This is a genomic window from Mycobacterium sp. 1164966.3, from assembly GCF_001665395.1.
Taxonomy (GTDB): domain Bacteria; phylum Actinomycetota; class Actinomycetes; order Mycobacteriales; family Mycobacteriaceae; genus Mycobacterium.
The window spans coordinates 256,859-278,065 of record NZ_LZSG01000005.1 but is presented as its reverse complement, the minus strand read 5'-3'; the positions used below and the strand labels follow the sequence as shown (position 1 = coordinate 278,065).

General features: G+C 64.4%; 17 protein-coding genes. 6 read left to right on the top strand and 11 right to left on the bottom strand.

The annotated features are described in order from the left end of the window. The first annotated feature begins 81 nt into the window (after nt 1-81). Entirely contained in the window at nt 82-939 is an 858-nt protein-coding gene (locus A9W99_RS03270) for a rhomboid family intramembrane serine protease (RefSeq protein WP_067373253.1), read from the top strand. Between the two features lie 40 nt (nt 940-979). Next, complete coding sequence (locus A9W99_RS03265; protein WP_067373250.1) at nt 980-1,441, top strand: SRPBCC family protein; 462 nt, start codon at nt 980-982, stop codon at nt 1,439-1,441. Here the strand turns inward: A9W99_RS03265 and A9W99_RS03260 are convergent. The 10 genes from A9W99_RS03260 to A9W99_RS03215 form a co-directional block, all read right to left on the bottom strand. Next, on the bottom strand, nt 1,423-3,174 hold the full coding sequence (locus tag A9W99_RS03260; RefSeq protein WP_253869539.1) for a class I adenylate-forming enzyme family protein: 1,752 nt from the start codon (nt 3,172-3,174) through the stop codon (nt 1,423-1,425). The two genes, A9W99_RS03265 and A9W99_RS03260, sit on opposite strands and share 19 nt — an antisense overlap. 11 nt (nt 3,175-3,185) lie before the next feature. After that, nucleotides 3,186-4,382, bottom strand: a complete 1,197-nt coding sequence (locus A9W99_RS03255; RefSeq protein ID WP_067373244.1) for a MaoC family dehydratase N-terminal domain-containing protein — start codon at nt 4,380-4,382, stop codon at nt 3,186-3,188. Between the two features lie 11 nt (nt 4,383-4,393). Then, nucleotides 4,394-5,386 (bottom strand): MDR family oxidoreductase, encoded by a 993-nt coding sequence (locus tag A9W99_RS03250; RefSeq protein WP_067373240.1) that lies wholly within the window; start codon nt 5,384-5,386, stop codon nt 4,394-4,396. Nucleotides 5,387-5,393: 7 nt separating this feature from the next. Next, nucleotides 5,394-6,824 carry an aldehyde dehydrogenase family protein gene (locus A9W99_RS03245; RefSeq protein WP_067373237.1) on the bottom strand — a complete coding sequence of 477 codons (1,431 nt, stop codon included), beginning with the start codon at nt 6,822-6,824 and terminating at the stop codon, nt 5,394-5,396. A 14-nt stretch (nt 6,825-6,838) separates the two neighbouring features. Further along, a complete protein-coding gene (locus A9W99_RS03240) occupies nt 6,839-8,551 on the bottom strand; it encodes a thiamine pyrophosphate-binding protein (RefSeq protein WP_067373234.1) in 1,713 nt (570 codons plus the stop codon). A gap of 3 nt (nt 8,552-8,554) precedes the next feature. Further along, on the bottom strand, nt 8,555-9,718 hold the full coding sequence (locus tag A9W99_RS03235) for a CaiB/BaiF CoA-transferase family protein (protein ID WP_067373577.1): 1,164 nt from the start codon (nt 9,716-9,718) through the stop codon (nt 8,555-8,557). Nucleotides 9,719-9,851: 133 nt separating this feature from the next. Beyond that, nucleotides 9,852-10,763, bottom strand: a complete 912-nt coding sequence (locus tag A9W99_RS03230; protein WP_067373231.1) for an SDR family NAD(P)-dependent oxidoreductase — start codon at nt 10,761-10,763, stop codon at nt 9,852-9,854. Then, nucleotides 10,764-12,626, bottom strand: coding sequence for an NAD(P)/FAD-dependent oxidoreductase (locus tag A9W99_RS03225; RefSeq protein ID WP_067373228.1), 1,863 nt, complete (start codon nt 12,624-12,626; stop codon nt 10,764-10,766). A gap of 66 nt (nt 12,627-12,692) precedes the next feature. Further along, entirely contained in the window at nt 12,693-14,069 is a 1,377-nt protein-coding gene (locus A9W99_RS03220) for an SRPBCC family protein (protein WP_067373225.1), read from the bottom strand. Beyond that, entirely contained in the window at nt 14,069-14,914 is an 846-nt protein-coding gene (locus A9W99_RS03215; RefSeq protein WP_067373575.1) for an SDR family NAD(P)-dependent oxidoreductase, read from the bottom strand. Before A9W99_RS03215 ends, A9W99_RS03220 begins: the two co-directional genes overlap by 1 nt. A 218-nt stretch (nt 14,915-15,132) precedes the next feature. Between A9W99_RS03215 and A9W99_RS03210 the strand changes: the two genes are divergently transcribed. Genes A9W99_RS03210 through A9W99_RS03195 form a run of 4 tightly spaced genes read left to right on the top strand, consistent with a single transcriptional unit; the run spans nt 15,133 to nt 19,852 of the window. After that, complete coding sequence (locus A9W99_RS03210; RefSeq protein WP_067373223.1) at nt 15,133-16,764, top strand: SMP-30/gluconolactonase/LRE family protein; 1,632 nt, start codon at nt 15,133-15,135, stop codon at nt 16,762-16,764. Then, nucleotides 16,764-17,501 carry a GntR family transcriptional regulator gene (locus tag A9W99_RS03205; protein WP_067373220.1) on the top strand — a complete coding sequence of 246 codons (738 nt, stop codon included), beginning with the start codon at nt 16,764-16,766 and terminating at the stop codon, nt 17,499-17,501. The genes A9W99_RS03210 and A9W99_RS03205 overlap by 1 nt, the downstream gene beginning before the upstream one ends. Before the next feature lie 10 nt (nt 17,502-17,511). Further along, the gene (locus tag A9W99_RS03200) at nt 17,512-19,077 is read left to right on the top strand and encodes an AMP-binding protein (RefSeq protein ID WP_067373217.1); all 1,566 of its coding nucleotides are present in this window, start codon (nt 17,512-17,514) and stop codon (nt 19,075-19,077) included. A gap of 1 nt (nt 19,078) precedes the next feature. Then, nucleotides 19,079-19,852 carry an SDR family NAD(P)-dependent oxidoreductase gene (locus tag A9W99_RS03195; protein ID WP_067373214.1) on the top strand — a complete coding sequence of 258 codons (774 nt, stop codon included), beginning with the start codon at nt 19,079-19,081 and terminating at the stop codon, nt 19,850-19,852. A 12-nt stretch (nt 19,853-19,864) separates the two neighbouring features. On the opposite strand, the gene A9W99_RS03190 is transcribed toward A9W99_RS03195, so the two are convergent. After that, a complete protein-coding gene (locus A9W99_RS03190) occupies nt 19,865-21,025 on the bottom strand; it encodes an NDMA-dependent alcohol dehydrogenase (protein WP_067373211.1) in 1,161 nt (386 codons plus the stop codon). Between the last annotated feature and the right edge of the window lie 182 nt (nt 21,026-21,207).

Sequence of the window (21,207 nt, the reverse complement as noted above, 5' to 3'; positions counted from 1 at the left end):
ATCACGCTAGATCAGTGTCCTGCACAAGTGAATACGGTTGCTGAACGGCATTGGCTGGACCACGCACGACAGAATGGTGCGATGAGTGGACCCAGCGTGCCGCAGTCGCCCGCCGAGGCGCCGACCTGTTACCGGCACCCGGACCGCGTCACCTATGTGCGCTGCACCCGCTGTGAACAGCCCATCTGCTCGGACTGCATGCGCAGCGCGGCCGTCGGTCATCAGTGTGTCGAGTGCGTCCGTGCGGGGGCCAAGACGATTCGCCAGCCGCGCACGGAATTCGGCGGTCGGGAACGGTCGGGGACCCCGGTGCTCACGTACGTGCTGATCGCGATCAACGTGGCGGTCTTCATCCTGCAACTGTCGTCGCGAAATTTGGAATTGACGCTCGCCATGTGGCCGTGGGGCGTTGCCAAAGGCGAGCTGTACCGCTTGTTGACTTCTGCGTTCGTGCACACGGGCCCGGCGCACCTGCTGTTGAACATGTGGGCGCTCTATGTGGTGGGTCCGCCGCTGGAGATATGGCTGGGCCGGCTGCGGTACAGCGCGCTGTATGCGCTGAGCGCGCTGGGCGGTTCGGTCCTGGTCGACCTGCTGGCTGCGCCCGGTTCGGCCGCCGCGGGCGCATCGGGAGCGATCTTCGGACTTTTCGGGGCCGTCTTCGTGGTGGCTCGGCGACTGAACCTCGACGTCCGCGGCGTAATTGCGGTGATCGTCTTCAACTTGCTCTTCACCTTTGTCGTGCCCGCGGTCAGTTCGCACCGAATCAGCTGGCAGGCGCATATCGGGGGGCTCGTCACCGGGGCACTCGTCGCAGCGGCCTACGTCTATGCACCCAAAGCCAGCCGGAATTTGATCCAGGCCGGGGTGACGGTCGCCGTCGTCGCCGTGTTCGCCGGACTCGTCTGGTGGCGAACCGGTGTTCTTCTCGGCCACTAATTTGTGCTCGCGCGGAGAAGTGCGCACTACCTTTTCTCTTATGAGCTGGTTGGTCGCCCACACCGAGCGGACGCTGACCGAACAGATGCCCGCGCCACCCGAGCAGGTCCGCGGTTTCTACGTGGACCTGAACAACATCAAACTGGTGCACCCGCTCATCGTGTCGGTGGAAGTGCTGTCCCGAAGCGACACCCAGGAAGGCTACGACCAGACCTATCGGGTGGTCGACCGAATATCATTGGGGCCATTCACTTTTCGGACCGCATACCGGGCACGGCTGCACGTCCCTGACGACGGCGACGTACTGACCGAGGCCGACCAGTCCCCCGGAGTGCGGTTGCGTGGAACGGTCAGTTTCGAGCCCACCGACGCCGGCACCCGCGTCACTGAACGAATCCGGATCGCCGCGCCAAGGCCGTTGGCGGCGTTCACCACCCGCGAGGCGGTTAAAGCACACATCGCGATGCTGTCAGGCATCCGCGGTCACTTCGAATCTGGCTGATCAGCCGGCTCCACTGTGACATCGGGACTGGTGTCGGCCCAATCGCCGGCCAGTCGCTTGGCGGCTAGTTGCCGAATCTCGCCGGTCTTGATCTTGGCGCTACCGGTAACCGCGACTTCATCTTCACGGAAGAACAGCACATGGCGCGGCACCTTATAACTCGCCAATCGCTCCCGCAGGAATGCCAGTAGTTGCTTCGCGTCGAGGATCACGTTGTTGTGCGCGACGACGCAAGAGACCACAACCTCGCCGAGGGTTTGGTGCGGAACGCCGACGGTCGTCGCCAGCTTGACGCCGGAGTGTTCGTAAAGAGCCTCATCAACCTCCCGTGGCGAGACATTGGCACCGCCGGTCTTGATGATGTCGGTGAGCCTGCCTTGCCAATAAAGTCGGCCGATGTCGTCGAGATAGCCGCCGTCGCCGGTAGGAAAGAAGCCGTCGCGGTCGAGCGTCTCGTCAAGCGGTGTGCCGATATAGCCGAGCATCAGCGTGGGTCCCTTGACACGGATCTCTCCGGCCTGGCCGCGCGAAACGATGTCGTCGGTAAGCGGATCCACAATCTTGAGGGTCACACCGGGCAGCGCTTCTCCGAAGCTCTCCGCATGGACTTCAGGCGCGGTGTTGGCGGGGTAACCCGTTGTGATTGTGAATGTTTCAGTGTTGCCGTAGGCGTGGCCCGGCTCATACCACTCGCTCGAAACGGTGCGATGGTGGGCGATTGGGGTCTTGAAATCCACGAACTTCACGCTACTCAAGTCCACCCGCCGCCAATTGGGCGCGCTTTCCAGCTGCGCCCACTGATGGGGCCAGGCAAACGGGAAGTTCACCCGCTCGGCCTGCATGAGCTCGAGCGCATCGGCGGCGTCAAAAGTCGATTGGAGGACGAGGGCCCCGCCACTGGCAAGCGTCGAGCCGAGCACCATTGCGAAATTGCCCGACCAGAAGAACCCGTTCGCGGTCCAGCCGCGAACATGATCCTGAGGGTTGAACCCGTACATGCGCCGGAAGCGCCACAACTGGATACACACCCCGCGATGCGAGTTAAGTACGCCTTTCGGCTTGCTCGTGGAACCCGACGAAAAGAACAGTACGGCGGCATCGCTCGGCAGCACCGCCGCGGCAGCCGCCTCGACCGGCTCGCGAGGCTCCGTGTGCCCGGATGCAAGGAATTCATTCCAGGCTTCGATCCCGTGCTCCGGCGCGCCCACCGCTGCGAGTTGACGCAGATATGGGTACTTCGCTGATTGCAGCGCCTCCGGTCGCGGTGTGCTGATCGCCGGTTCCAATTCGGCCAGGATGGCGGCGAAGTCCTTCGCCAGCACTCTGCGCTCGAACAACAATACCGATATGGCGGAAGTCCTTATCAGATAATCCAATTCGGACGGCGTGGAAAACGTGCTGAGGGTTACGGCCACCCCGCCCGCCAGCGACGTACCGAACACCGCCGCAAGCCATTCCGGCCGGTTCGTCATCAGAACGCCGACGCGGGCACCCTTGCCCAGGCGGCACCCGCGCAACGCACGGGCCACCTCCATCGCCCGTTCCCAAAGCTGCGCATACGTCCAGCGCATCACGCTGTCGGCGGAACGCCACACCACCGCCTCGCGCTCGCCGTAGGTCTGCGTCACTTCGCGTAGGAACCCCGGCAACGTGAGCGAGCCCAGCCCCGCCTCATCGCACAAGGGTGGCCCCGTTACGACGGAAAGGCGTTGTGCGTGTTCTGTACTCGTCACGTCGACCATGGCTACAGCGGCAGTTCAACCTCGGCGGTGCAGCCGACCAACATGTCTCCGTTCTGGTTCGTCAGGCGCAGCTTTACCTGCACCAGAGGCACACCCCACGTGGATTCCCCTTGCTTGTCAACGATCTCAGCATCGAAATAGGTCACGTCGCCCTCAAAGGCGGGGGTGCGGAAGTCGGCCTTAGAATGCCGAACCATGCCATCATGGCCCGCCCAGTACGCGAGGTAGTCGGTGCACCAGGCGCCCATCGTTGCGCCATAGCCATAGGCGCGCGCCATGCCGACCTCGCTGGCCCGGTCGGCGTCGATATGGCCGCGCGAGGGGCCGACATAAAGCCCGTCGCGCTTGCGTGGATCGATCTTCGCGTCTTCCTCATCAAAGGCAAAGTCCTTGCCCCAGCCTGGATCCTGATAGACCCACGGATCCTCGATAGCGGGCGGCGCGACCCAGTGAAAGGTGCCCCAGATGTTGAACAGAAACGCCCGATATTCGGTGGTGAAGCTGGCGATGCTGTGCGGACCGATCACGCGACGCGGCAGTGTGTCGCCAATCTTCACTTCGCCAAAGCGAGGTGAGACACCCATCCGGTTGGACTCGAGCCAGTCACGGCGCAGCCTCTCGACTTCCTCGAGCTCGAGTTGTGTCCACCGCTTGATGTCGCCGAGCTGATTTTCGAACATGCCGCGCTTCTTCGCTTCCTCGTAGAGATAGCGGATGGCGGTCGAGCGCTCGCGCGCCACCAGGGCGCCGTGCTGGTTGGTGTGGATAGTGTCACCGCGGGAGAACATCGTCGGGCCGGCGAACTTCGTCTCCGTCACCTTGTAGTCGTGGAAGCGACGCACCTGGAACAGTTTGTCCCCGGGCCGCACGGGACAGCCGTAGAACCACCACTCCTCACCACCAAAGATCAAGTGACTGTTGGGGATATGGCCGACGCACGCGGGCGCCGCACCGTGCCCGTAGTCCAGCGCCACCGCGATGGACTGCGGTGCGACGATACCGCCGAACTTTGACTCGCGAGCGAACTGCTCGTCCCAGTGCACCGGGTTGGGGTAATCCATCGCCATGACCCAGCGCCGGACGTCGGAGGAGCTACACGGATCCCACAACTGGCCTCCGCCCACCGGCTTGCCCACCCGGTGATCGACGTCGGACAAATCCAGCTGGGCGGTCGGTGATTGGGTCGTCTTGCCGGTCATCCGCGCTCCCGTCAGCGATTGACGTCGACAACGATGCGGCCGCGCACCTTGCCGTCCATGAGTTGCCCGGCCGAGGCGATGGCTTCCCCGAGCCCGATTTCCTGGGCGATGGAGTCCAGCGCATTCGTGTCCAGGTTGCGCGCCAGGCGGTCCCAGGCGGCGATGCGCGGCTTCTTGGGTGCCATTACGCTGTCGATGCCGAGCAGGGAAACGCCGCGCAGAATGAACGGCGCAACCGTGGCCGGAAAATCCATACCCTGGGCCAGGCCGCACGCGGCTACGGCGCCGCCATATCGTGTCTGGGCGCAGGCGTTCACCAGCGTATGGCTGCCAGCGGTGTCGACTACCCCCGCCCAGCGCTCCTTCTGCAGCGGCTTGCCGGCCTCGCTGAACTCGCCGCGGTCCAACACCGTCTCGGCGCCGAGTCGCTGCAAATAGTCTGCCTCAGAGGGCTTTCCGGTCACCGCGGCCACCTTGAACCCGGCCGCGCTCAGCAGCGCGATCGCGACGCTTCCGACGCCGCCCGTTGCGCCCGTCACGAGGATGTCGCCTTGCTCGGGTGAGATGCCATGGGCCATTAGCGCATCCACGCACAGGCTCGCCGTGTAACCGGCTGTGCCGATTGCCATCGCTTGGCGACTGGTGAATGCGGAGGGCAGCGGCACCAGCCAGTCGCCGTTGAGGCGGGCACGCTGAGCGAGGCCACCCCAATGAGTTTCGCCGACGCCCCACCCGTTGAGCACCACGCGATCGCCCTTTTTCCAGTCGCCGTGGCTGCTTTCGGTCACCACGCCGGCGAGATCGATACCGGGAACCATCGGGAATTTGCGCACGACGGGCGACTTGCCCGTAATGGCCAGGGCATCCTTGTAATTCAGCGTCGAATATTCAACGTCGACGCTGACATTGATCTCCGGACCGTCGGGCAGCTGCGCCTGGTCCAGGTCGGTGACCCCAACGGTCTGACCCGCCTCGCCCTTCTCGATCAAAACTCCTGAAAACATCTGCGTCTCATCCCTTCTCGGGTGCATAGCCCAAAGTGCTCTTGACCTCCAGGTACTCGCGGAATCCGGCCTCGCTCCACTCCCGGCCGTTACCGCTGTGCTTGTAGCCTCCGAACGGCGCGTTCATGTCGAAGGCGTGATTGATCGTCACCCATCCGGCGCGCATCTTGCGGGCCACCTCACGCGCCTTATCCAGGTCCGCCGCAGAGACATAGCCGGCCAGGCCGTAATCGGTGTCGTTGGCGATCTCGAGGGCCTGCTCGATGTCGGCATAGCCGAGGATGCAGAGCACCGGCCCGAAGATTTCCTCCCGCGCGATTGTCATGTCATTGGTGACGTTGGCGAAGACGGTCGGCTTGACGTAGTAACCCGCGTCCAGCCCTACCGGCCGATCCGGACCGCCGGCGACAATGGTCGCGCCCTCGTCGATGCCCGTCCGGATCAGTCGCTGGACCTTTTCGAACTGTGCCTTCGATGCCACGGGCCCGATCGACCGGTTGTCGTCGGGGTTGCCCACCGTCACCTGCTCGGCCACCTCGCGCGCGAGGGTAATGGCTTCGTCCATGCGCGAGTTCGGGACCAGCATGCGCGACGGCGCGTTACAACTTTGCCCGGAATTCGGCATCATGTTGAGCACACCGGCCCGTACGCTGTCGGCAAAGCCCGCGTCGTCGAGGACGATGTTGGGGCTTTTGCCACCCAGCTCCTGAGTCACCCGCTTAACCGTCGGAGCGGCATTCTTAGCCACCTCGACGCCGGCGCGCGTGGATCCGGTGAACGACACCATGTCGATGTCGGGATGGCGCGCCAGGGCCGCCCCGACGCCCGGACCGTCGCCGTTGACCAGGTTGTACACCCCGGCCGGTACACCAGCGGCATCCAGAATCTCGGTGAAGATGTAGGCCGAATACGGCGCAACCTCAGACGGTTTCAAGATCATCGTGCAGCCCGTTGCCAGCGCCGGGTACACCTTGACCGCGATCTGGTTGAGCGGCCAGTTCCACGGAGTGATCAGCCCGCAGACTCCGATAGGCTCATTGACGATCAGTGTTGCGCCGCGCTGTTCCTCGAAAGGGAAGTTTTTCAGCACGTCGATCGCCGTCACCAGGTGCCCGAGTCCGAGCTGGACCTGCGGGCCCGCGGCCAGCGAGGGTGGCGCGCCCATTTCCTCGGTGACCGCATCGGCGAGATCGCCTGCGCGCTTTTGGTATTCGGCGAGGATGCCCTGCAGCAAGTCCAGGCGTTGTTCGCGACTGCTTTGTGACCAGGAGGCGAAAGCGCGCCGGGCGGCGTTGACCGCCACGTCGACGTCGGCAGCCGAGCCGAGCGAGATCTTCCCGGAAACCTGCTCGGTCGTCGGGTTCTCAACGTCAAAAGTGTTGGGCCGCACCGGGTCGATCCACTGGTCGTCGATGTAGAACTTCAGGTATTCGCGCATGGCTTCTCCTTTTCTTATTGGGTGCCCTCGGCGTACCAGGTTCGGAATCGGTCGTACTTAGGCATCTCCTCGGAGTTGGCCTTCGGATCGATGCACACGTGCACTACACCGACTTTGCCACTGGCGTAGGCGCGGGCGATCGCCGGGCCGATCTCCTCTTCCTTCTCGACGTACTCGCCGTGGCAGCCGAACCCCTCGGCAACCTTGTCCATCCGGACGTCCTTGCTCCAGTGCACACCGGGCTGCGGCGACGGCTGCTCGAAGGTGCGCTTGTACACGCCCACTTCCAAGCCCCATTGGTGGTCCACGCCCACGACGCACACCAGCGGAATATTCTGCCGCGCAGCGGTTTCCAACTCGGCAATATGGAAGAGGAAGGCCGAGTCGCTGGTGAGCAGCATCACCGGGCGCTTGCCGCCCTCGGCGACGGAGGCTCCGACCGCGTACGGCAAGCCGGTGCCGAGGTGGCCGAAGTTCTGGTTCCAGATCACGTCGCGCGGTTTGGACTGCGAGTAGGTCCACTGGAAAATCACGGTTGCGCCACCGTCGCGCACCATGATGCCGTCCTCGAGTTCGTTGAACGCCTTGGTGGCCTCGACGACGTAGCGGGCCGGGTGGATCGGCGAGCGTCCAGACGGTGCCGATTCCGCCATATCCGCAAGCTCTTTCGTGTCCTTTTCGATCAGGACTTGCAGCGCGGGCGCGGGTTTGCGCGGGGAATCCTTGAGCGCGTCGACCAGCTGCGGCACCACACCGCGCAGATCGCCGACCAGCGCCACGTCGACGGTGCGATTGACGCCGATGGCGGTCGGGTCCTGCTCGACCAGAACCCACTTGCGGTTCGCGTTGTTGCCGGCCCAATGCTGGGTCCGGCCGTAGTGCATCGGCTCACCGAGTTCGGTACCCAGCGCGACACACAGGTCGGATTCCTCGACCGCCTCGTTGGCGGCCGGGGAGAACAGGTAGGGGAACGTCCGGTCCTGCAGTCCCGGGATAAACGAGGTGCCGCCGGAGGTCTGGATCACCGGGCAGGCCATCAGCTCGGCCAACTCCTTGACCTGCTGTTGGGTGCGGGACGTGTGCACGGCGTGACCGACCAGCAGCACCGGGCTTTTGGCCTCGCGAATCAGCTTGACCGCGTCGGCCACCTCGCGGGTACCGGCGCCCTGATTGACCAGCCGGTAGCTGGACGGCGCGGGCGCCGCGTCGACATCGAGCTGCTCGAGGATCACGTGCGAAGGGAACTCGACGTAGGACGGGCCGGGGGTACCGGACATCGCCTTGCGGATGGCCTCGTGGATGATCTCGTCGGTCTGGTCGGCGTACTCGATCGAGCTGCTGTACTTCACCGACGCGGCGACGAGCGGTTCCTGTTGGACGAATTGGATGCGGCCGCGGCGCACCCTGCGCTCGGTGACCCGGGCCCGCTGCCCGCCCAGGAAGATGACCGGCGAGTTCTCGACGAGTGCACACTGGATCGCTCCGGCGATGTTGGCCATGCCGGGGCCCAGTGTGCCGATACACAGGCCCGGGTTACCCGTCATCCGCGACGCCGCCTCGGCCATGAAGCCTGCGCTCAGTTCATGATGGGGCGCGACCACCGACCAGCCGCGCGCGTCGGCCTCGGCGAACATGTGCACGAAGTTCGGATCGGGGATACCGAACAACGTATTGACACCCTCGGCTTCGAACAGGTCGAGGATGCGCTTGTAAACCGGCACGGCCATGCGTCAGAACTCCTTAGCGACAGATACTTTGAGCGAGTCGTTGTCAGTGAGCCCCAGTTCGTCGAGGACCTCCGCGGTGTCGGCACCGAGCTCTGGGGCCGGGCCGGCGATGCGGCCGGGCGTTGCGGAGAACCAGGTGGGTACGCCCGGGAAGCGCACCGGTCCGTGCGGGGTGTCCACGGTCTCAAACATTCCGACGGCGTTCAGGTGCGGGTCGTCGAACAACGCGCCGGGCGTGTTCAGGGGCGCGGCCGGAATCTCCAGTTCCCGGAACAGCGTCAGCCATTCCTCGGTCGAGCGTTGTTTCATCGTCTCGGCCAGCAACCCGTAGACCGTGTCGATCTGGCGCGCCCGCTGTTCCAGCGTGGAATACAGGTCCCCGGCCCACGCCGGCCGCACCGCGTCGATGAACGCGTTCCAGTGCTTGTCGTTGTAGATCAACGCGGCGATATAGCCGTCGCTGGTGCGGTACGGACGGCGGTTGGGCGCGATGGTGCGCGGGTATACCGCTGGCCCCAGGGGAGGTTCGAACAAGGCACCGTTGGCGTGTTCGACGAGGATGAACGAGGCCATGGTCTCGAACATGGCGACCTCGACTTCTTGCCCCTCTCCGGTGCGCGCGCGGTGAAACAGCGCCATGGTCGTGGCGTAGAGCGCGGTCAGCCCGGCGACCTTGTCGGCCATGATGGTTCCGACGTAGTCGGCCTCGCCGGTCAGTTGCTGTTGTACCGCGGGTAGGCCGCATTCGGCCTGGATCGTGTCGTCGTAGGCGGGCCGGTCGCGCTCGGGTCCGCGGCGGCCGTAGCCGTAGCAGTTCGTGTAGACGATCGCTGGGTTGAGCGCGGCGACGTCGTCGTAGGCGAAACCGAGTTTGGCGATCGCCTTGGCGCGCATCGAGTGGATGAATACGTCCGCGGTCTCAATCAGCGCCCGCAGGGCGCTGGCTCCCGCGTCGGTTTTCAGGTCGAGCACGATGCTGCGCTTGCCGCGATTGACGTTGACGAACACACCACTCATGCCGGGCGCCGGACCGACGGAGATGTAGCGGGTGTTATCGCCCTCTGGTGGTTCGACTTTGATCACATCGGCGCCCATGTCGGCCATGATCTGGGTGCAGTACGGTCCCATCACCATCGCGGTGAGGTCGACTACCCGCACACCGGCCAGTGGACCGGTCCTTTCCGCGCTGGGTCCGATGGCGGCGACCCGCTGCACCCGGCTACCGCCGCGGTTGCGATCGCCGCTAGGTCCGATGGCGGCGACCCGCTGCACCCGGCTACCGCCGCGGTTGCGATCGCCGCTAGCCATTGGCGGCCAGCTCAAAGCTGTAGCGGATGTGTTGGCCGTGCCCGTCGGGCAGGACCGGAAGGATCAGCGGCGCTTCGAGGCATCGAATGTCGTCCAAATGTTCGCCGACGTCTTCGACCGTCCACGACGGCCGGTATACACCCGGGCTCTCGGCGATGACGGCCCGCGCGACCCGACCCGCCAGCGCGATGAACACTTCCCCGCTCACCGAACAAGATTCATGTGTGAGCCAACCTACAACGGGCGCAACGAGTTCCGCCTCCATCGGCGGATAGGCCGACGTGTCGATGCCGGCGGCCATCCGGGTCACCGCCGCCGGAACGATCACGTTGCACGCCACATCGTCAGCGGCGCCTTCCAGCGCCGCGACGTTGGACAATCCGATCACGCCGGCCTTCGCAGCGGCGTAGTTGGCCACCCCGTGGTTCCCGTACAGGCCGCCGATCGACGACGTCAGCACGATGCGTCCGTAACCGGCCTCGCACATGACCGGGAACGCAGGCCGCAGGACGTGGAACGCGCCGCGGAGGTGGACATCCAGCACAGCGTCGAAGTCGTCGTAGCTCATCTCTCTCAGTGAGCCACGACGGACGTTGCCTGCGTTGTGGACAAGAATGTCGATGCGGCCGTAACGTTCTCGCGCGGTCTGTATGATCGCCTCGCCGCCTTCGCGGGTCGCAACCGAAGCCGTGCACGGAACGGCTTCCCCGCCTGCCGCGGTGATCTCGTTCACGACATCCTCGGCCGGGCCGGCGTCCGTCCCCTCGCCGCTGAGAGTGCCGCCGACGTCGTTGACGACGACCTTTGCGCCCTTCGACGCGAGCAGCAGGGCGTAGGAGCGGCCGAGTCCTCGGCCGCCGCCCGTCACGACGGCGACGCGGTCGTCGAATCTCAAGTCAGTCATTCAGCTTCCAAGGACCAGGCCATCGAGATCACCCTTGGCGCGCCATTCTCTGAGCAACTCGTCGAACGCGTAAAAGCCGGGCATGTAGTAATCACCCAGGGCCGAGCGGATACCCTCGCCGCCGCCACCGCCCTCGTTGTTGTAATAGCCGGGTGTGCAGGAGACTGCGAATTCTGACAAATCCATTGAGGTTTCGCGGATCGTCTTGATCCAGCTGTCCTGAGCTTCCTGGCTAGGTTCGACGGTCGTTGCGCCGCGCGCCATGACCTCGGAAATGATGTAAGCGATGTGCTCGGCCTGCTGCTCGAGCATCGCGGTGGTGTTCCCTGCCACGCCACCCTGAATGAAGCCGGTGAACAACTGGTTCGGGAAACCGCGGCTGGTCATGCCGTGCAGGGACTTGTAGCTGTCGCGCCAGTGATCGAACAGCGACAGTCCGTCGCGGCCCTCGATCACGTCGACCGCATAGCGACGGCTGATGTCCGTGGTGATCTCGAAACCGCTGGCGAAGATGACGCAGTCGACTTCGTACTCGATGCCGTTGGCCACAATCCCCTTCGCGGTGAGCCGTTCCACGCCTTTGGATTCCGACACGTCGACCAGGGTGACGTTAGGGCGGTTGAATGTCGGCAGGTATTCGTCGTTGCTACAGGGACGCTTGCACAGAAACCGGTAGTACGGCTTGAGCGCTTCGGCGGTTTCCGGGTCGTCGACGAGCTCCGCGACGCGGCGCCGCAACCGCTCCATGACCTTGTAATCCTCTTCTTCGCGCATGGTCGTGATCTGCTCAATGCTCAGGGCAGTGGGATCGTCAGAAGCCGCGATCCGTGCGGTCAGGTTGCGCCCGAGTTCAGTCCAGAAATCGCACACCATGTCGGGCTCGTCGAATACCGCGCCTTCCCCCAGTGGTGACCAACGGTGGAAGTTGCGTTTGCGTTGCTCCTGCCAGCCCGGCTGCAGGGCAGCCGCCCACTGCGGGTCGGTCGGCTCGTTGCCCCGTATGTCGACCGATGACGGCGTCCGCTGAAACACGTAGAGGTGCTGGGTGTCTCGGCCCAGGTGCGGAACGAGCTGCACACCGGTCGCGCCGGTGCCGACAAGCGCCACACGCTTGTCGTGCAGCTTGTGCAGCCCACCGTTGACGTCCCCGCCCGTGTAGTCGTAATCCCAACGCGCGGAATGGAACATGTGTCCGGTGAAGTCCCTGAGCCCGGGGATGCCGGGCAGCTTCGGCCGGTTGAACGAGCCTTGCGCCATCACCAAGAATCGGGCCCGGATGTCGTCGCCGCGGTTGGTGGTCAATCGCCAACGCCTGATCGTCTCGTCCCAACGCGCCGCGCGCACCTGGGTGTGCAGCAGCGCGCCGTCGTAGAGTCCGAAATGCTTTGCGATGCGCCGGCAATGCTCGTAGATCTCGGCTCCGTCGGAAAACTTCTTCGACGGGAGGTAGTTGAGTTCTTCCAGCATCGGGATGTAGCAGTAGGCGTCGTTGTCGCACTGGATCCCCGGGAAGCGGTTCCAGTACCAGACCCCGCCGAAATCCCCGCCCATCTCGATGATGTGCACGTCATCGACGCCGGCCTTCTTGAGGTACGCGCCCGCCAGCAGTCCGGTGATGCCGCCACCGAGGATGGCTACGTCGATATCCTCTTTGATCGGCGTGCGCGGCGTCACCTGTGTGTGGGGATCGACCTCGTAGAACTCCGCGAACTCGCCCTCGAGCTCGAGGTATTGCTTAGAGCCCTCCGGCCGCAGTCGTTTATCGCGCTCGAATAAGTACTTTTCGCGCAGCGCGTCGATGTCGATGTCGTCCGGCGTCTGTGTCGGCCCGCAGGTGTCCGACGGCCTATCAAACTGGGTCATCTGTCTCCTTGGTCTGGTAGCGCCGACCCGCGGCGCCCGGCGCCAGCGCCGCGCTTGCGATCGGCACTAAAGCTCCCGCGGTTCGCCGGTACCCATGTACTTCGACAGTTGGTAATGAAGGTTGACGGTGCTGCGTTCGCGGTACGGGTTGGGCTTGGTGCCCGAAAAGCCAAGGGATTTCATGCCCCGCTGCACCGCGGCCATGTTGGAGAAATCTTGCGGCAGTACCGACCGCCACCGCGGGTCGCCGACCGGGGTGTACTCCCATTCCGTTTGGGGCTCTTGGCCTTTTGGGTACAGCTCGAACACCGACACCTCGAAGATGCACTTGTCGGGGTGGTAGCTGGGATGCGGTCGCGCGCTGTAACATAGCGCGCTGGTGAGGCCCTGTCCGACCTGGAAGTTCGGGAAGATCTGCCATGCGGTGCCGGCCTGTCCCAGGATGTCGGCAGGAATCGTCGGCCAGATGACGCCGCGGGCTTCGTCGTCGCGGCGCGCCGACGCCAGCCAGTGCTCGAGGACCTTGTCGGCCGGTGTGCCCTCCGGCAATTCGTCCACCAGCCGCTTGGCAGCGTTCACCAGCGTCTGGGTGGTGGTGGCGTTGGTCTCCTCCATCGTGTACACCTGCATCTCTGCGGTCGACACCCGGGGGTCGGCGCCGATGCCGAGGCGAATCTTGGACTTGGTCGCCTCGAGATCCTTTGGTGCGTCATAGCCGATATTGCTGTGTCGGCCTTGCGCTTTGGCCCATCCCTTGAATTCGCCGAACTTGTTGAACTCCGGATGGGTCGTGTACACGTGGTAGGTCTCGTTGAAGGCCTCCATCGCGACCTTCCAGTTGCAGTCGAAGTACAGCCACTTGCGCCATTTGCAGCGCATGTTCTCCAGGCCGAACGGGTCGAGGATTTTTGCGGCGGGGAACAGGTAGTCGGCCAGCGGCTCGCATTCGGGATCCATGTTGATCCACAACCAGCCACCCCAGGTATCGACCTTGACCGGCCGCAGGTGGGTGTTGTCGTCGGTCAAGGTTCCCTGCCAGTCGTCTTGCTCCCGGATATAGGTGCACGCCCCGTCCAGCCCGTACGTCCAGCCGTGGAACCCGCAGACGAATGACTTGCGGGTTCGGCCGCAGGCATTCTTCTTGCCGTCAGGGGTGTCGATCAGCCGGCGGCCGCGGTGCATGCACACGTTGTGGTGGGCCGTGAACTCGGCTGTGCCGGTGCGCACCACGATGATCGAGTCGTCGAGAATGTCGTAAGTCAGGTAGCTGCCCATCTCGGGCAGCTCTTCGACGCGGCCGACCTGCTGCCAGACTTTTCGCCACAGCTTGTCGCGCTCCGCCCGCGCATAGGCCTCGGAGACGTAGGCGTCGACACCGATCGTCATCGGCTGTGAAAGTTCCTCTTGCGCTGCAGGATTCACGTCATTGGCGAGGTCGGCCATCACATCCTCCTGATGTCTTCACGGAAGGATTGATCCTTGAGAAACAACGAGGTGTTGTCGGCGGCCAAATGGCTCCATTTGAGATCGAGCCCGCCGTCTACGAGCAGCGTCTGTCCGGTGATGTAACTCGACAGCTCCGAGAGCAGGAACAGGATCGCGCCGGCCTGCTCCTCGGGCCGTCCACGCCGGCCCATCGCGATCGCCTGCAGGTCCCGCTCGGGGTCCTCGCCGGTGTAGGTGAGCGAAGCCGTGGTCGCGGTGACGCCGGGCGCGACGGCGTTGACCCGTATCCCGGCCGTCGCCAGCTCGAGCGCCATGGTGCGGGTCATCGCCACGATCGCGGCCTTGGCGGTGCCGTAGGCGACGTGAAACGGCGCGGTGTTCATGCCGCTGATCGAGGAGATCGAAACGATCGATCCCGGTAGCTGTTCCTTGACGAGTTCGGCCGCCACGGCGGAGCTCATGAAGAACGCCGTCTCGAGGTTCGCGGTGAAGATCTCACGCCAATCGCCGCGCGTCACCCGGGTCGACGGCATCCACGTCGACGGCTCGGCGCCACCGGCGACGTTGACGAGTCCGTAGAGGCTGCCGTCGGTGCGCCGCGCATGCTCGATCACCGTGGCGATGCCCTCATCGGTGGACGCGTCGGCCGCGACGGGCACGACCGCGAGACCTTCCTTGGCCAGCGGACCCACGTGCTCGTCGAGGTTTTCCTTCGATCGGCTCACCGCGATCACCGTGGCCCCCGCCCGCGCGACCATCGCCGTCACGGTCGTGCCGATGCCCCCGCCGCCGGCACCGGACACCACCACAATGCGGCCGTCGAGCCTGAGGAAGTCCTCCATGACCTGCTTTCCGCTGCTGCGGACACCCTCAGGCTCCACAACAGCATGTGCTCCAATTTGTCCAGACAACATATGAGGTTCTGCCGGTTGGAGAATACTATTCCGAAGTGCGGACTCGCCTGTCAAGGCTAGTCGGGGCCCTATGGCAGGCTATTGTCTGGACTAAAACGACTTGATAACGTCCAGCCAGACGACACACGGAAGGATCACGGCGAGACATGTCCATCTCGGCGCAGCCATCCCGATATGCCCCCTTGGTATCCGGGGCCCAATCGGTAGCTGTCGCGGAGCACTGGCGACTCACGCGGGTAACCGCTGCAAGCCGACTCTTTGGCGCCAACGGTCTGCGCACCGGCCCGGACGGGCGCGTCTACATCGCGCAGGTGACCGGCAGCCAGATCAGCGCGCTGGACCCGCGCACCGGGCAATTGGAAACCGTGAGTGCCAAGGGTGGCGACATCGTCGCTCCCGACGACGTCGCTTTCGACGCCAGCGGCAACCTCTATGCGACCGAGGTGATGGACGGACGGGTCAGCGTGCTCGACGCCGCCGGCCGAAACCGGGTGCTGCGCGACGACGTTCCCTCGGCCAATGGCATCACCGTTCATCGAGACCGGCTGTTCGTCAACGAATGCCGCGAGGGAGGGCGCCTGCTGGAACTCAACCTGAACGGCGGGCCGCCGCGGGTGATCCTGGAGAACCTGCCCTCGCCGAACGCGATGGAATTCGGCCCGGACGGCCTGCTGTATTTTCCGGTGATGGGTGCCAACGAGATTTGGCGCGTGGACCTTGCCGGAGGCGAGCCACAATGTGTCGCAGGCGATCTCGGTGTGCCCGATTCGGTCAAGTTTGACTCCCAGGGCTACATCGTCTCGACCCAGGTGGCCAGCGGGCAGGTCCTTCGCATCGATCCGCGCAGCGGTGAACAGCGATTGCTCGCCCAGTTGACCCCAGGCCTGGACAACTGCACCCTCGTCGGCGACCGGTTGCTCGTATCCAACTTCACCGGCGAAGTCACCGAGATATCGCCAGGCGGCCAAACGCGAACCGTGTTGCCCGGTGGGCTCAACTGGCCGCTCGACCTGGCTGTGGCCGATGACGGACGGCTATACATCGCCGACGGCACGTATTTCTATGCCGCGCTGCCCGACGGGTTGTTGCAGACCGTCGGGATGTTGTTCAGCCCCGGCTATCCCGGATTCCTGCGCGGGGTCGCGCCGAGCGGGTCCGGCGAATTCGTCGTGACGACCTCGGGTGGCCAAGTAACCCGCTACTGGCCGGCCACGAGCGAAAGTGCCGTGCTGGCAAGCGGTTTCGATCAGCTCTACGGCGTCGCGGTCGGGCCCAACGGTCCCAATGAGATCGTCTTCGCCGAACTGGGCACCGGCCGAGTACTGTCCTTGCGGTCGGGCACTGTCGAGGTGCTGGCGAGCGACCTGAGCGATCCGGTTGGCATTGCGGTCGACACGAACAACGGCTGTCTGGTGGCCGAGTCCGGCGCCGGACGGGTGGTCAGGGTGAGCGGATCAACGACCGAGACCGTCGTCGCCAATCTTGAATGCCCGCAAGGCATTCTATTGCGCAACGACGTGCTCTACATCGTCGACGCCGGTGCCCGCCAGGTGATCGCGGCCGACCTGAACACCGACACCCGGCAGGTTATCGCCTCCGGCTTGCCGATCGGCGCGCCACCGGGTGTGGTGCCGAAGCCCCTGAAGGGAATGCCACCGTTTTCGGGGCCTCAGGGTCCCTTCGCCGGCATCGCCGCCGCCCCCGACGGGACGCTCTACATTTCGGCCGACGGCGACGGCAGCGTGCTGGCTCTGCGCCGGACCCAGGACGGGACCTGATGGCCCAAGCCATCGGTGAGCACCGATACCTTCAGATCGCGCGGACCCTGCGCAAGGAAATCGTCGAGGGTATCTACCCGGTCGGCTCGCAGCTGCCGACCGAACATCAGCTATGCGAACGATTCGCGGTGAGCCGCTACACCGTTCGCGAAGCGCTGCGCCGGCTGCGCGAAGACAATCTCGTCACGTCGCAGCCCCGAGCCGGCACCCGCGTGGTTCCCCGGCCGGCGTCCAGCTCCTATGCCCAGGACGTGATGTCGATCGGCGACCTGCTCGCTTTCGCGGCGGGCGCGCAGCTGACCATCGAGTCCAACGCGATGCTGACTATCGACGAGGCACTTGCCGCTCGGACCGGATTGGAGATCGGCACGCAGTGGCTGTCCGTGCGCGGGTATCGGCGAAGCGACGGTGCGTCGGCGCCGATATGCCGAACGGAGTACTACATAAATCGCACCTTTGCCGCGGTCGGCAGGCTGCTGCAACGCCACACCGGCCCGATATTTCCCTTGATCGAAGACCTCTTCGGAGTCACCATCGCCGAGTTACACCAAGAGATCGCGGCGGTCCTGCTCTCCCCCGAGCTGGCCGACGGCCTCGGAGCCGAGGCAGGGACAGCGGCGCTTCAGATGCAGCGCACCTACAAGACCTCCGATGGCGAGGTCGCCCAGGTGACGATCAACACTCATCTATCGCCGAGCTTTCGGTACGCGATGACCATGCGCCGTGTGAAAGGTTAGGCCGCTTGCGGTGATTGCGGCAGAGGCATACCGGCGCGGGCTGTGGGTGAATACCACATTAGCGGATTCGCTGCGGGTGGCCGCGGAAACCACGCCAGGACGAACTGTATTGGTGGACGGGCGTACTCGGCTGGACTGTGCCACGCTCTACGTCCAGGCGACGGCGTTGGCGAACGCACTCCTGACCCGGATGCCGACCGGCAGCGTCGTGTCGTTCATGCTGCCGAACTGGCACGAGGCAGCGGTCGTCTACCTCGCCGCGACGCTGGCGGGGATGACGGTGAACCCGATCCTGCCTTCGTTGCGTGACTACGAATTGCGCTTCATCCTCGAAGATGTTGCGGCCGCGATGATCTTCGTCCCGCAGCGATTCGGCGGCCACGACTACGCGGCGATGCTCGATAATGTGACCGCCACGATGGACCGGCCGCCCGAAGTGGTCACCGTGCGCGGCGAAGCCGATTCACTCACGGCGCTACTAGGAGAGCTGGCGGCTGACACGAAGCTGCCAACCCTCGATCCCGACAGCGTGCGGATGGTGCTCTACACCTCCGGCACTTCGGGGCGGCCGAAAGGCGTGCTACACAGCCACAATTCGATCCACGCTCTGATGGTTCAGATCCATGACCACTGGAGCATCGACGCGGGCGACACGTTCCTGGTCCCTTCGCCGATAGCCCACATCGGCGGCTCAATCTATGCATTCGAATGCCCACTGCTGCTGGGCACGACCGCGGTCCTCATGGACCGGTGGGATCCGTCGGTGGCGGTAACGCTGATGCGCGGCGAGCGATGCACCCACATGGCCGGGGCGACGCCGTTTCTGCAGCAGCTGTTGGCGGCAGCCGAGCGCGCCGGCACCCGGCTGCCCGACCTGAAGGTGTTCATCTGTGGCGGCGCATCCGTGTCGCCGTCACTGATCCGCCGGGCCACCGAGTATTTCGACCAAGCAGCGGTCACCCGGGTGTACGGCTGCACGGAGGTGCCCGTCACGACAGTCGGGGCGCCGCGGCGAGACGAGTCCGGCTATGCCGCGGACACCGACGGGCGCCCCGGCATCGCCGAGATCCAACTGGCCGCACACGAGGCGGCGCCGACCGGGGACGGCGAAATCTGTGTGCGCGGTCCCCAGATGCTGCTCGGCTATCTCCATCCTGAGGACGAGGCCGGATGTTTCGATGCCGCAGGCTTTTTCCGCACCGGCGACCTGGGGCGCTGGATCGACGACCGGTACCTCGTCGTGACCGGCCGGGCCAAGGATGTCATCGTCCGCAACGGCGAGAACATTTCGGCCAAGGAAATCGAGGACCTGCTGGCCGACCACCCCGGAGTCGCCGAGATCGCGGTCGTCGGGCTGCCCGACGAGCGCACCGGAGAACGTGCCTGTGCCGTGATCGTGCCAGCGGGTGCGTCGAGGCCGGACGTCGCCAGCCTGCATATGCTGTTGCAAAGCAAGGGTGTCGCGAAATTCAAGACGCCAGAACAGGTGGTCATCTGGGACGCGCTGCCCAAGAACGACGCAGGCAAGATTCTCAAACATCAGATCCAAGCGGCGCTGACCAAGATAGAGGGCTGATATGCAGGTCGCAATCGTCACGGGCGCAAGCAGCGGCATCGGCTTCGGGTGCGCGAACCGGCTTGCCGAGATGGGCATGGCGATCGTGGGCACGGGCCGCGACGAGCATCGGCTCACCAAGTTGGAGAAGTCTATTGGCGGTCCAGATCGTGTTGCGACGCTCGCCATCGACCTGACCGATGACGACGCGCCGCGGCGGATCGTGGATCTCGCGGTCGATCGCTGGGGTCACATCGATTTCCTGATCAACAACGCCGGCGCGGGTAGCCCCAAGCCGCTGCACGAGACCGACGACGAAATGCTGGACTACTTCCTCGGTTTAATGCTGCGCGCACCGTTCCGGCTGGCGCGCGACGTAATCCCACACATGGGACCCGGATCGGCGATCATCAATGTCACCTCGACGTTCGCCGTCATCGGAGGGCTTCGCGGCGGCGCCTACTCCGCGGCCAAGGGGGGGCTGACCGCGCTGACTACCCACATCGCCTGCCAGTATGGGGCCTCCGGCATCCGCTGCAATGCCGTCGCGCCCGGAGTCACACTCACGCCGATGGTCGAAAAGCGCTTGGCGGATGAGCGATTTCGTAAGATCAATGCCGAGATGACGCCGCATCAGCGGCTGGGCAACATCGAGGACATTGCCAGCACCATCGCGTTCTTATGCTCACCTGGTGGAAGTTTCATCAACGGACAGACCATCGTTGTCGACGGCGGCTGGAGTTCCACAAAGTATCTGTCGGAGTACGCGCTGACATCGGAGTGGAGCGCACGCTGAGTTTGTCCGCGGTTACGCGCTGGCGAAATCGATGATTCCGCGAATGTTGCGGCCTTCACGCAGGTCCACGAACGCCTCGTTGATCTGGTCGAGCTGGTAGTGGCGGGTGATCAACTCGTCGAGTTTCAGTGCGCCTGCCTGATACATCGACAACAGCAACGGCACGCTTGTGCGCGGATTCATCCCGCCGTAGAGCGCTCCCCTGAGCTGTTTGGCCGACAGCACCATCTCCTGAAGAACCAGCGGAACCGGCGGCTCGGTGAAAGGGGTGATGCCGGTGACCACACAAATTCCGCCTTTGCGAAGCAGCGTCATCGCCAGCGGGATCAGGTCCACATGCACAACGCCGGGTGTGACGATGACGCGGTCGGCCATGACGCCGGCGGTGATGTCTTTTACCAGCGGTATCGCCTCCTCGGCGGACGCGGCGCTGTGCGTCGCACCGAAGATCTTGGCCGAATCCCGCTTGGAGTCAACCGGATCCACTGCCACGACATTTTTTGCGCCTACGGCGCGCGCTCCTTGCAGGGCGTTCATCCCGACGCCACCGGTCCCGATGACTACTACGGTGTCGCCGGGTTCGGTGCCCGCCGATATCGTCGCGGAGCCCCACCCGGTGCTGACACCGCACGACACCAGTGAGGCGGCATGGAAAGGGATCGCGTCGTCAACCTTGATGACGGACTTTTCCGACAGCACCGCATATTCGGCGAATGTGCCGAGTTGACCATAGGCCAACAGGTTTTCGTCCTGCAGATGCCGACGGCATGTTCCGTCGGTGGGCATCTCCTTCACGAACAGACTCGCGCCGACATCGCAGATGTAGCTCTGACCATTGACACAAAACCGGCAACTGCCGCACGCGGGAATGAACGAGAGCGCCACGCGGTCCCCCGGCTGTACGGTCGTCACGGTCGGCCCGATTTCTTCGACGACACCAGCACCCTCGTGGCCACCGAGCAGTGGGAACCAGTCTGGTGCGGGCTGACCGCTGGCGGCCAGCACCTCTGGGGTCGGCACCACATCGCCGGTAAACAGGTGGTCATCCGAGTGGCAGATTCCGGCAACGGCCATTCGCACCAGGACTTCACCGCTTCGAGGCGGATCAAGAGCAACCTCGCGGATCTCCCAATCTCTGCCTACCCCGCGCAGGACCGCCGCCCGACACTTCATCGCAATCTCCTAATAGTTGTTTGAAGCACAACCGGCGCAGGGACTGCACGCGAGAGCTACAGCGGCCATGCTGATGCATTTCAGGTCAGGAGTCGTTGCGCTTGCCGGGGGTGGCCATCGCCGAGCCGCGCCTTCCATGGATCCGTTGTACTACATTCACTGGATCCGCAATCGTGTGCCTC